The organism is Brachyspira hyodysenteriae ATCC 27164 (assembly GCF_001676785.2).
GTDB lineage: Bacteria > Spirochaetota > Brachyspiria > Brachyspirales > Brachyspiraceae > Brachyspira > Brachyspira hyodysenteriae.
The window spans coordinates 2,130,362-2,143,656 of record NZ_CP015910.2 but is presented as its reverse complement, the minus strand read 5'-3'; the positions used below and the strand labels follow the sequence as shown (position 1 = coordinate 2,143,656).

The 13,295-nt window shown below is 26.3% G+C and carries 14 protein-coding genes; 7 read left to right on the top strand and 7 right to left on the bottom strand.

Annotated elements, in window-relative coordinates:
- Positions 1 to 169 precede the first annotated feature (169 nt).
- Positions 170 to 2,674: a DNA gyrase subunit A gene (gyrA, locus tag BHYOB78_RS09375; protein WP_012670533.1), complete on the bottom strand. Its 2,505-nt coding sequence runs from the start codon at positions 2,672 to 2,674 to the stop codon at positions 170 to 172.
- Positions 2,675 to 2,860: 186 nt separating this feature from the next.
- Entirely contained in the window at positions 2,861 to 3,286 is a 426-nt protein-coding gene (locus tag BHYOB78_RS09370; protein ID WP_012670532.1) for a response regulator, read from the bottom strand.
- A 123-nt stretch (positions 3,287 to 3,409) separates the two neighbouring features.
- Between BHYOB78_RS09370 and BHYOB78_RS09365 the strand changes: the two genes are divergently transcribed.
- The 4 genes from BHYOB78_RS09365 to BHYOB78_RS09345 all read left to right on the top strand — a co-directional run bounded on the left by BHYOB78_RS09365 (position 3,410) and on the right by BHYOB78_RS09345 (position 7,017).
- On the top strand, positions 3,410 to 5,137 hold the full coding sequence (locus BHYOB78_RS09365; RefSeq protein WP_012670531.1) for a motility associated factor glycosyltransferase family protein: 1,728 nt from the start codon (positions 3,410 to 3,412) through the stop codon (positions 5,135 to 5,137).
- Between the two features lie 21 nt (positions 5,138 to 5,158).
- The gene (locus tag BHYOB78_RS09360) at positions 5,159 to 5,812 is read left to right on the top strand and encodes an RluA family pseudouridine synthase (protein WP_012670530.1); all 654 of its coding nucleotides are present in this window, start codon (positions 5,159 to 5,161) and stop codon (positions 5,810 to 5,812) included.
- 113 nt (positions 5,813 to 5,925) lie between these two features.
- Positions 5,926 to 6,423, top strand: coding sequence for a thiol peroxidase (tpx, locus tag BHYOB78_RS09355; RefSeq protein ID WP_012670529.1), 498 nt, complete (start codon positions 5,926 to 5,928; stop codon positions 6,421 to 6,423).
- A 108-nt stretch (positions 6,424 to 6,531) separates the two neighbouring features.
- Entirely contained in the window at positions 6,532 to 7,017 is a 486-nt protein-coding gene (locus BHYOB78_RS09345) for a glutathione peroxidase (RefSeq protein WP_080513319.1), read from the top strand.
- A gap of 137 nt (positions 7,018 to 7,154) precedes the next feature.
- On the opposite strand, the gene BHYOB78_RS09340 is transcribed toward BHYOB78_RS09345, so the two are convergent.
- Complete coding sequence (locus BHYOB78_RS09340) at positions 7,155 to 8,060, bottom strand: Rpn family recombination-promoting nuclease/putative transposase (RefSeq protein WP_012670526.1); 906 nt, start codon at positions 8,058 to 8,060, stop codon at positions 7,155 to 7,157.
- A 70-nt stretch (positions 8,061 to 8,130) separates the two neighbouring features.
- A complete protein-coding gene (locus BHYOB78_RS09335; RefSeq protein ID WP_020063941.1) occupies positions 8,131 to 9,222 on the bottom strand; it encodes a hypothetical protein in 1,092 nt (363 codons plus the stop codon).
- Between the two features lie 113 nt (positions 9,223 to 9,335).
- Between BHYOB78_RS09335 and BHYOB78_RS09330 the strand changes: the two genes are divergently transcribed.
- The 3 genes from BHYOB78_RS09330 to BHYOB78_RS09320 are packed head-to-tail and all read left to right on the top strand — an operon-like array spanning position 9,336 to position 11,116.
- On the top strand, positions 9,336 to 10,073 hold the full coding sequence (locus BHYOB78_RS09330; RefSeq protein ID WP_020063940.1) for a copper homeostasis protein CutC: 738 nt from the start codon (positions 9,336 to 9,338) through the stop codon (positions 10,071 to 10,073).
- A gap of 1 nt (position 10,074) precedes the next feature.
- Positions 10,075 to 10,794 (top strand): AzlC family ABC transporter permease, encoded by a 720-nt coding sequence (locus tag BHYOB78_RS09325; protein WP_020063939.1) that lies wholly within the window; start codon positions 10,075 to 10,077, stop codon positions 10,792 to 10,794.
- Positions 10,787 to 11,116, top strand: a complete 330-nt coding sequence (locus tag BHYOB78_RS09320; RefSeq protein WP_020063938.1) for a branched-chain amino acid transporter permease — start codon at positions 10,787 to 10,789, stop codon at positions 11,114 to 11,116. The genes BHYOB78_RS09325 and BHYOB78_RS09320 overlap by 8 nt, the downstream gene beginning before the upstream one ends.
- Before the next feature lie 5 nt (positions 11,117 to 11,121).
- Here BHYOB78_RS09320 and lepB read toward each other — a convergent pair whose 3' ends face one another.
- Genes lepB through BHYOB78_RS09305 form a run of 3 tightly spaced genes read right to left on the bottom strand, consistent with a single transcriptional unit; the run spans position 11,122 to position 13,295 of the window.
- Entirely contained in the window at positions 11,122 to 11,661 is a 540-nt protein-coding gene (lepB, locus tag BHYOB78_RS09315; RefSeq protein WP_020063937.1) for a signal peptidase I, read from the bottom strand.
- A gap of 37 nt (positions 11,662 to 11,698) precedes the next feature.
- Positions 11,699 to 12,265, bottom strand: a complete 567-nt coding sequence (locus BHYOB78_RS09310) for an NUDIX domain-containing protein (protein WP_012670520.1) — start codon at positions 12,263 to 12,265, stop codon at positions 11,699 to 11,701.
- Entirely contained in the window at positions 12,249 to 13,295 is a 1,047-nt protein-coding gene (locus BHYOB78_RS09305) for a hypothetical protein (protein ID WP_020063936.1), read from the bottom strand. The genes BHYOB78_RS09310 and BHYOB78_RS09305 overlap by 17 nt, the downstream gene beginning before the upstream one ends.

Below are 13,295 nucleotides of genomic sequence, written 5' to 3'. Positions count from 1 at the left end.
TTAAAGATTTAAGAAATAAAATATCTTTTATTCCAAATTTTTCTGAATACATATTCACTTATACTACTAATATAACAAAAATTTAGAAAATTACAAATTTTTTAAAAAAATTAAGCCTGTATATATAAATACATACAGGCTTAAAATATACAGTAATAAAAATTATTTTTTATTTCTTTTCTTCATTATCAGCAGGAACAACAGCTAAATCGCTAACTCTAGCACCATCAGAAATATTAACGATTTTTACACCCTTAGCATTTCTTCCAAGTTCAGGTATAGAATCTGCTTTGATTTTTATAGTCATATCATCAGTAGTAACAACCATTATTTCATCTTTGTCTCCTACAGTTTTTACGCTGACAACATTTCCTGTTTTATTATCAGGTTTGATATATATCTGTCCTTTACCGCCTCTTCCTTTAACATTAAATTGTTTTGAAGAAAGTCTCTTTCCTATACCATTTTCTGTAATAACTATTAATGATTCTCCTTTATGTATAGCATTTCCTGATACACAAATATCATCATCATCTAGAGATATTCCTTTAACTCCGGCAGCAGCTCTTCCCATTTTTCTGATTTTCTCTTCAGTGATTCTCAAAGCAAGTCCTGCAGCAGTAGTCATGATGAAATCATCTCCAGTTTGTACAGGTGAAACGGCAACTAATTCATCATTATTTTCTAATGTTAAAGCAAGTATTCCTCTCTTTTTAGCGTTTTCAAGATGCTTTAATTCCATTTTCTTTATAGTACCCATTTTAGTAACCATAATTATTGATTGTTTAGGATCGAATTCGGATACTGTAAAGTAGCTTGTAATCTTTTCTTCAGGGGCTAAATTAAGTATAAATTTAATACTTTTTCCCTGAGATATCTTACTTAAAGCAGGTATTTCATGCACCTTCATCCAGAAAGCCTTACCTCTGTCTGTAAATATGAATAAATAGTCTTTAGTAGAAGCAACGAATAAATGTTCTATATAATGTTCTCCTTGGGATTTTCCACCCTGAACACCTACGCCGCCTCTTCCCTGAGTACGATAACTTGAAGCAGGTACTCTTTTAATGAATCCCTGAGTAGTTATAGATACAGCAACATCTTCATCATGTATCAAATCTTCTTCATCTATTTCAGTATCATTTGTTTTACCTATTATTTCGCTTCTTCTGTCATCGCCGTATTTTTCAGATATCTTTTTAAGTTCATCTTTAATAACTGCAAGTATTTTTTCAGGATGAGCAAGCAAATCTTCACAATAAGCTATAAATTCTCTTAATTGCTGTAATTCTTGTTCTATTTTTAATTTTTCTAAAGCAGTTAAGCGTTTAAGAGGCATATCTAATATAGCCTGAGCTTGTTTCTCAGAAAGTTTAAATCTATTCATAAGAGTAGTTCTAGCAGCATCGGTATTTTCGCTTTCTCTTATTATTCTTATAACTTCCTCAATATTAGCCTGTGCTATTAATAAGCCTTCTAATATATGTGCTTTAGCTTTGGCTTGATTCAAATCATATTCTGTTCTTTTTGTGATTACTTCAACTCTGTGATCAACAAAATATTTGATAAGTTCTTTTAAATTTAATACTTTAGGCTCTCCATTTACCAAAGCAAGATTTATTATACCAAAAGTTGTTTCTAAATCAGTATGCTTCCATAATTGGTTAAGTACTATTTGTGTAGCAACGCCTTTTTTAAGCTCTATTATAAGGCGAATACCTGCTCTGTTGCTTGATTCATCTCTTATATCTGCTACACCTTCAATTTTTCCCTGTTTAACTAAATCTGCTATTTTTTCATGCAAAGTAGTTTTTACAACTCCGTAAGGAAGTTCTTTTACTACTATAGCTTCTCTGTCTCTTTTAGTTTCTTCTACTTCAAGTCTGGCTCTTAATTTAATTCTGCCTTTTCCTGTGGTATAAGCCTCTTTTATTCCTTCTTTACCGTATATAATTCCAGCAGTAGGGAAGTCAGGACCTTGTACATAACGCATTAAATCTTTAATTTCTGCATCCTGATGATCTATATAATAAACTATAGCATTTACAACTTCTTTTAAATTATGAGGAGGCATATTAGTAGCCATACCTATAGCAATACCCATACTTCCATTAACTAAAAGCTGAGGTACTGTTGCTGGTAATACAGAAGGTTCAGTTCTGGAATCATCGAAGTTTGGTACAAATTTTACAGTTTCTTTTTCTATATCATTAAGCATTTCTTCAGCAAAACGCGTCATTCTAGCTTCAGTATAACGCATTGCTGCAGGCGGGTCATCATCTATAGAACCGAAGTTTCCCTGTCCGTCTACAAGCAAGTAACGCATAGAGAAATCCTGAGCCATTCTTACCATAGTACCATAAACAGCAGCATCTCCATGCGGGTGATAACGTGCTAAAACTTCACCTACAGTGGCTGCAGACTTCTTATATGGTTTATCATGAGTAAGATTAGCATCATACATAGCATATAGGATTCTTCTATGAACAGGTTTTAAACCGTCTCTAACATCAGGCAATGCCCTAGATACAATAACGCTCATAGCATAAGTTAAATAAGATTCTCTTAATTCATTTTCTATTGAAATATGATCTACTCTTTTCAAGATATCTTTTGTCAGTGTGGAATATTGTCTTTCTTCCGAATTATCTTCTTTATTCTTTTTTACTGCCATATATTTATATCCTTAAAAAAATATTCCTACAATTATAACATTTTATCGTAAAATTATCAATATATCAATATACTATAATAAAGAAGAAAATATATAATTATATTTGAATTACTGCAGTTTTTTATTTCTGAAAATAGATTTCGGATACTATTATAAAAATAAATTAAAGATTTAAATAGATGAATATTATCTTAAATAATCTTCTCTTCCTATTACCTTAGCTAAATGATGCATTACCGTTTGTCGCTGAACTGGTTTTACAATATATCCGTCTACTTTTAATTTCAAGAATTCCATTAATACGCCTTTATTGGCATAAGAAGTAACAACTATTATCTTTGCATCTATATTTAATGCTCTTATTCTTTTAAGCAAATCAATTCCGTTCATCTGCGGCATCTCAAAATCCATCATTATTATATCCGGTTTATCTACTGCTTCTCTAAGCTTTGTTAAAGCATCCATAGCACCGTCAGCTTCCAATATTACATCAAAATTTTCTGATAATAATATCTTTCTTTCAGCTATTCTTATAGTACTAGAATCATCTATAACCATTACTTTATATGATTTACCTGTTTTTGTATTATATCCTAATGGTGAAGTTGACATAAAAATACCCCATAAATGTTATACCCCTATAATTTATAATAATTATCAATATTGTCAATTATTTTTTTATTATATATTTTGCTATATATTTGATTTTTATATTTTTTTTGTTATTATAATTAAATGAATATATCTGTGAAACTGCATAATTTGTTAAAAGAAGAAAAAAGCGAACTAGACGCTTCATACAAAATAGAGAAAAATAAAGATAATATTACAATAATTTCTAAAAATGGAAGAGCTTTACATAGTAAATATAATATAAATAATGAATGTAAAAGAGCATTAGAAAATATAAATAAAAATAAAAATCTTTTAATAATATATGGATATGGCTTAGGATATATTTTAAAATATTTGCTTGAAAATATTGATAACTATTTCAGTAAAGAAATCATAAAGACTCTTAAAATAATAGTTGTTATAGAAGATGTGGCAGTTTTTAAATACTCATATTATAATATATATAATACTGATAATAATAATATATTTTTTGTATATAAAGAGGACAGTATTAATTATATAAACAAAATCATTGATTATAAAAGTATAAATGGTATTAATTTAGTTCTTCTTCCATCGCTTACCAAAGATGAAAAGGATAATGCTAATATATTTTATACCAATATATTAAATATAATGGAGAAGGAAATATCCAATATATTTACTAATATGTATTTTGAAAATATATGGACTAAAAATATAATATTTAATAGTGAATATATAAAAAAATCATTGGATATAATTCATTTTAAAAATGCATTTAAAGGTTTTAAGGCTTTACTTATATGTCCTGGTCCTACATTAAAGCATAGCATAGAATATATAAAAAAAGAAAGAGAAAACTTTTTTATTATATGTGTGGATACTAGTTATAGTGTATTATGTAAACATGGTATAATTCCTGATTTTGTAATTACTGTAGACGGAGGATTTTTTAATTCTTTGGATTTTGTTTATGAAAATAAAGAATTCCCATATTTAGTTATGGATATAGCTGCAAATAAAATAATACCTAGAAATATAAATGCTGATATTATAAGATTTACTTCTTCTGAAGATTTAGGAATAATAAAATATATTCAAGGTTTCACTGAATTATCATGCCTTACCACTTCAAGCACTGTAGCAACTACTATGATAGATTTTGCTAATTATATTGGTTTAGATGAAGTATTATTAATGGGATTTGATAATAGCTATCCTTTTTATGAAAGACATATTAAACATGCTCTTTCTTATGAATATATGGTGAATAAAACTAATAAATTAAAAACTTATGAATCATATTATTTCAATGCTATAAAAAATAATACTAATATAGATAATTATCCTCCTACAGAATTTGTATTTGAAAGTCAGATGGAATATTTCAATGAATTTAAAGATAAATATTCAAATATGAAAATAAAGAGAATAACTAAGGAAGCTGTAAAAATAGATTCAATAGAAGAGGGAAGTATTGAAAATTTTTCTATTGATAATATAAGAGAAAAAGCATTGAATATTGCTAATAGCATATATAAAAAAGATAATGATACTGATATAAAAAAAGCATATATAGAATTAAAAAGTACATTAGAAGAGTTTAGAAATATTTTATCAAACACATATAATAACATAAATAATAATTTGAATAATATAGATGATTTGTATAATGAAACTATGAATCTTGTAAAAGAGTATCAAAAAAAGGCTAGCATACTTCAAACCATTTTATCGGCAACTATACTTATGTGCGAAAGGGGAGAAAGAGAAACTAGAGAAAAATTGATATTTCTTATTGCTGAAAGTTTGAGGAATGTAAATTATTTTTTTACTAGAATATCTTTGATTATAGAAAAATTATAAAAACTATGAAGTGAATATAAAATGAAAATTATTTATGAAGATAATTATTTTATCGCTATTGATAAAGAAGCAGGAATTGAAGTTGATGATAATTTAATCAATATTATAAAAAAAGAATATAGTCATATTGATAATTTATATTTAGTTCATAGAATAGATAAATTTACTTCAGGAATAGTTATTCTTGCAAGAGATGAAGAAACAAAAAAATACTTTGAAGATGCATTTAAAAATAAAACCATTAATAAAGTATATCATGCTATAGTTAATGGAAAAGTAAAAAAAGAAAATGGTACAATAGATATATCCATAGGTATTGACAAAAAAAATCCTAATAGGAGAATTCCATTGTCTATAAAAGAAGGCGGAGAATCAGCAATAACTCATTACAAGGTTTTAAAAAGATTGAATGAACATACTTTGCTTGAATTAAAACCTTTAACAGGCAGAACTCATCAAATAAGAGTGCATCTTTCATATATTGGACATCCTATTATAGGAGATAAAATATATTCAAAAAATGCTGATATTTACAAAATGAAAGGTTTTGCTTTAATAGCTAAGGAGATTCATTTTGTTCATCCTTTCACAAAAAAAGATATTGATATAAATATAAAATACAATAAAGAATTTTTAATAAGACTAAAATTACTAGAATCCTCAAAAAGAATATAATTGTAATATTTTTTTATTGACTTTTTTTTTAATAATTATATATTTTCTTTAAATAATTAAATTAATAATTATTTTCATTTTAACATAATAAATAATTGTTTAAGGAGTTAAATATGACAGTTACATTTCAAGGTGCAACACAAAATTTAGAAGGTTCTCAATTAACAGTTGGAGCTAAAGCTTTAGATTTCACAGTATTAAAAACAGATTTAAGTCCATGGTCTTTAAAAGATGCAGGTGATACAGTAAAAATCATTTCTTCTGTACCATCTTTGGATACACCAGTATGTGATGTACAAACTAAAAGATTTAATAAAGAAGCTGCTTCTCTTAAAGGAGTAACAGTTGTAACAGTATCAGTTGACTTACCATTCGCTCAAGCTAGATGGTGTGCTGCTGCTAATGCTGATTCTCATATCGTAGCTTCTGACTACAATCAAAAAGATTTCGGAAGAAAATTTGGTACTTTATTAAAAGAATTACAGCTTCTTACTCGTGCTGTATTCGTACTTGACAAAGACAATGTTGTTAAATATGTTCAGTATGTTCCTGAAATCACTAATGAACCAGATTATGATGCTGCTTTAAATGCTGCTAAAGCTCTTTTATAATTTTTGATTAAGTTATAATTGAAATATATAAGGCATGGTAATTAATATTTAATTAATGTACTATGCCTTTTTATTTTCCATAAAATATTATTATAAACGGAGGATAAGATGAGCATATATGATTACACAGTGAAAGATGCTGAAGGTAAAGATGTTAAATTAAAAAAGTATGAGGGAAAGGTATTACTTATAATTAATACTGCTACTAAATGAGGATTCACAAAACAATATTCTGCGTTGCAGGATTTATACAAAAAATACAAAAAGGAAGGTTTTGAAATATTAGACTTCCCTTGTAATCAATTCGGCGGACAGGCTAAAGAACCTATTGAAGAAATTGCTGAGTTTAGAAAGGAGAAATACGGCATTACTTTCAAGCTATTTGACAAAGTTAAAGTTAATAGCAAGAATGCTGATCCTTTATTTACTTATTTAAGAACAGAAAAGCCTACTGAAGAAGGCGTTGATAAAATAAGATGGAATTTCGGTAAGTTTTTAATAGACAGGCAAGGAAATATAGTTGGACGCTATGATCCTAGAGTAAAGCCTGAAGAACTTGATGAGATAGTAGCCGAATTATTAAAAAAAGAATAAAAAATTAAGAGCTTTTATATATGATTTTTTATATATAAAAGCTCTTTTATAATTTAAATGTTTTTTGATTTATAAAAATTATTTTATGTTTATGTCTGGCAAATGACTTGTACGCATTCTGCTAATTTATTATACACTCATAATTTTTTTATTTCTTCTATACTTAGTCCTGTGTTTTCGCTTATGAAGTTTATATCTAAACCAGATTTTTTTAAATTTCTAGCTATTATAATTTGATTTTCTTTAATACCTTCTTTAATACCTTCTTCTTTAGCCTTTTTTATATCTAATTCCATACTCTTATTAAAGAAATATGTATCTACTTCTCGTTTTTTATACTTATCCATTACAGGACTATCATTAACAAAAATACGGCATTTCTTTTCTACTTCTTCAAATATAGTATTTTCTTTCATTAAAATAGACATGTCTTCCCCCTTAAAAAATTTTACCCAAGAAATGAATTCTTTATGTATATTATCTAAATTTTCTATTGCAGAAATATTTTTTAAATTGAATTTAGGAAGTTCAACAAAGTGAAGCTGACAATGATCAGTTAGAATTTTATTGTTATTTAATTCTTTTAATATATAACAGCTATGTACTTTATCCTCATCAGTTAAAACGAAATTTGTAATATTAATACTTACAGCAGGTTTTAACTCATCATAAAAAGAACCTCTATTTAAACTAGAACTATAATTATAAGCCCAATAATATAAAGCTCTTTTTATAAAATCCTCATTTCCTTTAGATTGTATTTCTATTAAAACAGTTATACCTGTTTCTGTAGTAGCCTTGATATCAACAATACTTTCTTTTTCATCATAATTTTCTGCAATATTGAAAGGATTAAGTATTTCTATTTTATTAAAAATTTCAAAGTTTAAATCTTTAAATACGGCATTAATGAAATTTAAAGCTATATTTTCATTGCCTTCATGTGAAAATAAATAGCGTACAAAATAATCATTAATTCTATTTAAATTTTCAATGGTAACTGGTTCATTTAATATTTGTTTTAATTTGTCTAAATCTTTCATATAATTTTATTATACAAAAAATAACTATAAAAGTAAAGTTTTGATTATTTATTATTAAAGCGGTAAATAATTAATAAATATTCTTTTTTAAATAAGGTTTTAATTTTTCAAAAGATATTTCAAAATCATCAAGTGCTCTAACAACATGAGGAAGCTCAAACCTTATATGCAAACTGATGCCGTCAGAATATCTGTTAATTGCAACATTTCTTGACATTAAAGTTTCAGCATAAAAACTATCAGATTTATTTATTACATCAATAGTAAAATCATCTTCTCCAATTTCTTTATAATGTTTATCAATTTCGCTTTGCAAAGTTTTTCTAAATTTATCGCTGTCATTTACGAAATCTGATAAAGTTAATATTTTTGTTTCTAATTTATTAATATCTAATGTCAAATGTGATATTGCAGTATCAGGATATGCTCCTCCATAATAGTATTCTGTACTGCTTGTAAAACATAAAATATTATCATTAAAAAATTTGTTATAAAAATTATAAAAATTAACTTCGTGAAAAATTTCTTCTTCATTAAGATTTACTTTAGCAATATCATCATTAATCTTTTTAATCATTTCATTGGTATTGTTTATTTTGTTTATGATTTCACCTTCATATATAGATGATTTTAAATTTTCTATATAAAGTGCAGATAAACCATAAGTATTATCTTTATATTCTTTAGAAACAGATATATCATAAACAGTATGTATTTTATCCCCTAAAGGTTTTATAGTATCTATATTACAGCTTAATTTTTTATTATTATTTTTCCAGCTTCCTTTTAAATCAATACTCTTTTTTCCGTTTCCTAAATTAATAATATTATTTAACTGACTATTATTTATTTTAAAGCTGAATTCTTCTTTTTTATTAGAATTATCATAATCAAAGGCAGTAAATTTAATAGTATTTTTATCCATTTCTCCGTTTATAGGTATTGGAGTATTAAAATTATTGTATTTATAATATCCGTCTATATAAGACTTCTTATTTTCTGTAATATTATCAGGATTTTCAATATGTATATTTATTGTAATAGGGTATTTATCAATGCTTCCTTCAAGAGTAAAAAATAAATGCTTCGTTATATTGATGGTGTCGGCAAAAGCAGATATGTACATTATATTGAGCAGTAACATTATAAATAATTTTTTCATAAACCTAGTCCTTATTATAAATAGATGAGGCGGGTATTATATAGTATATTTTGACAATTGGCAAATTTCTAGTATAATCTATATGTTTTAATTAATTTATAAAAGGCATTATTATGAATACAAAAATAGAAATATGTGTTGATTCTGTTCAGTCTTGCATAAATGCTGAAAAAGGCGGAGCTGACAGACTTGAGCTTTGCGGCAATATGTTTGAGGGAGGCACTACTCCTAGTTATGGCGTTTTAGAATTAGCAAGAGAAAAAGTAAATGCTGCAATATATGCAATGGTTCGTCCTAGGGGCGGAGATTTTTGCTATGATGATATTGAATTTGAAATAATGAAAAAAGAAATAAAACTCATGAAAGAATTAAAAATTGATGGAATAGTATTCGGCATACTTACAAAAGAGGGCAGGGTTGATAAAGAAAGATGTTCTAAATTATTAGATTTATGGGGAAGCAGTAAGGCTACTTTTCATAGGGCAATAGATGTAAGCCGTGATTTAAATGAAGCATGCGAAGATATTATATCGCTTGGTTTTGAGAGAATACTCACTTCCGGAGGCGAGGCTAATGTTATGAGTGGCATAATAAAATTAAAAGAATTGGTTGAAAAATACAATGATAAAATAATAATAATGCCAGGAAGCGGAATAAATGAAAGAAATATTGAATATATAAAAGACAATGTAAAAGCTAATGAATATCATATGACATCAAATAAAACAGTTAATAGTTTAATGGAATACAGAAATGAAAATGTATTTATGGGTGCTGCTTTAAGACCTCCTGAGTTTAGCATTAAATATACTGATGAAAACAAAGTAAAGAATATAAAATCAAAGTTATAATATGAATACTAAAAAACATGATTTGATTTCAGCATTAAAATATGCATTTCCTTATACTATACCTGTTCTTGTAGGGTATATATTTTTGGGTATGGCTTATGGAGTACTTATGAAAGCTAAAGGGCTTGATACTTGGCTTGCTGTTTTTTTAAGTTTATTTGCCTATTGCGGAAGCATGCAGTATACGGCTATTAATTATTTATTTTTAGCACCTTTTAATCCTCTATACGCTTTTATACTTACATTAATAGTTAATTCAAGAGTAGGGTTTTATGGAATATCTCTTGTGTCAAAATTTCAAAATACAGGAATTATAAAGCCTTATTTGATGTTTGCTCTAAGCGATGAAACTTTTTCAATACTATGCTCTGCCGATATACCAGAAAATATAAATAAAAATGCATTTCTTTTCTTTGTGTCTTTCATAAATCATATGTATTGGAATATAGGTACATTATTAGGCTGTTTAATAGGCTCTTTTATAACTTTCAATACTAAAGGGCTTGATTTTGTTTTAACTGCTTTATTCGTTGTGATATTTACAGAACAATGGCTTGAAAGTAAGGATCATAGAGGTGCTTTGATTGGGCTTTTATGCTCAATACCGATTTTAATATTTAAAACTAATATATTTATAATACTTGCTATGGTGTTAATTTTTATATCTATAAGCATAGTTTATAAATATAATAATAATGAAGATGGAAAAATATATGAATAATACAGAAATGTTAATAACTGCTTTGATGATTGTAATTGGAACTGCTTTTCTTAGGTTTCTTCCTTTTCTTATAATAAATAAATCATTATCTGAAAATAAATATGTTCAGTTTCTAGGTAAAGTACTTCCTTATTCTATGATAGCACTTCTTGTAGTGTATTGTCTTAAAGATATTAATATTATAAAATTTCCTTATGCCATACCTGAATTAATATCTATAGCAGTTATAGTAGTTTTGCATATAATAAAAAGAAATGTACTTATAAGTATAGGGGCAGGTACTGTAATTTATATGTTTTTAGTTCAGGTGATATTTGTATAATAAATTTATTCAGAAATATTATTATCATTATGATGAAAAATATTATTAAATAGCTGAAATCTTTTTTTGGGGCTAAATATAAGTATAACTTGTCCTTTTATATCTTCTTCATCTATAAGACCAAAATACCTGCTGTCCTCGCTAACCTTTATATTATCACCCAAAACAAAATACTGATTATTTCCTAAAATATAAAGTCCGTTATCTTCATTTGAAAATATATAATATTTATGTTCTATTAGTTCATCATTTAAATAAAGTCCGCCGTCTCTTATTTCTACTTTATCGCCTTCTATTCCTATAACTCTTTTAACAAGATTTGTATCATTATAATTGAATACTATAACATCGAAATTTTTAACTCTATTAAAGATAAAATTCTTTTTTAAAAGAAGTATTTGATCACCCTCAAAAAATGTAGGCTCCATAGATTTATTAGTAACAATATAAGTATCAAAGAAAAATATTCTAATAAATCCTGCTATTAAAACAGCACTTAAAGAAGCTAATATTATTTCTATAATTTGTTTTTTATTATTCGTCATAATCAAAATATTTAAATCTTATTGTTAATAAAAAAAATTAAAAATTATTTATATAATAAGAAAGAGCTTCTTTTGCAGATTCAAAAGCTATTTTTTCTAAATCAATATTTTCTCTTTTTATAAAAAGAACTTTTGAAGCATCATCATTTGCAGCTGTCTCTGGGATATAATCTAGATTTGAATAAAAGAATATATCTGTTGTAATATACATTATACCATCATATATATATTCATTATATCCGCTAATAAGAAAATTTACTTTATTTAATTTTATATTAGTTTCTTCAAAAACTTCTCTGACAGCACTATCTTCAGCTCTTTCATAAGGCTCGCAAAAACCCCCAGGCATATCTATATATCCCTTTTTAGGTTCAAATTTTCTTTCTACAAATACTATTCCATTTGGAGTTTCTATAACAACTCCTACAGCAGATGCAGGATTCGTAAAATAAGTTCTTTTACATTTTGAGCATTGAAAAATTTTTATATCGTTAAAAATAAAAGAATCTTTTTCACCGCAGTAAGGACAATATTTAAATTGATATTTAATATGTTCTTTTATTTTTAAAGCATTTTTGAAATTGTAATCAGTATGTTCTTGCATAATTCTTATTAATATAATACGAAGCTATATTTTTAGCTTTGCATATAAATACATCAGATTGTCCCCATATACCAAAAGGTGCTTTCTCAAAAGATATATTATGAATATTAGATACATTTACGCTTTCATAATTATAATCATTAGGATCAACATTATAGAAATCGTATATATAATAATAATCAACATTCATATTGTTCATTTTTTCATCTATTAGAGTTTCCATTTCTTCTATTGTATTTGCCACTATGTAATATGTAGATATAAAAGTTCTCTTCTGACATTTACCCAAACCCTTAACTGTAACATTCCACCATTTCGGCGTTTTTATTATATTATTATTGTCATTTAAATTAATAGTTGTAAACCCATAAGTAGATTTAAGATTATTTATAATATCATAATAATCAAAAACATATTCATCTGCTTCAGAGCAGCCTTCATCTGCAACTATAGATGATAGGGAATAATGCATATGCTCATAGTCGCTTATAAAAGAAACTTTATCATTAAGAAGTTTATATGAATGTAGTATACGATTAATTTTTTTCATATTTTTATATGAAGTGTTTATTTCTATTTCTTTATCTAAATTAATAAATATTTCAAACTCTGTAAGTTCATCTATTACACCGAATCCTACAAATCCGCACTCAACCCATAATTCATTATATCTTTTAAATACTTTCCTTATCTCATTTAATGAAACATCCGGATCACTCATAAGAACATCGAAATCTCTGTTTACATCTTCGCTAATTCTTTCTATGATCATAGTTCCATAAGATGGAAATAATTTTAATAATTTCATATATAATGAAAATATTTTTTCAGCTGAAACGGATATTTTGTATGAATACATATCTCCGTTATCAGTATTTTTTAATTCTATTTTTGTACCCTCTATAGGGTAAACATATTCGCTAGGTACTATACCCAATGGAATATTAAATTTATCTATTATAATCCTTCTTGATTTTATGTTATTTAAGATCCTTCTTCTTCTCTGACTTTTTTGAAAATAACTAAACAC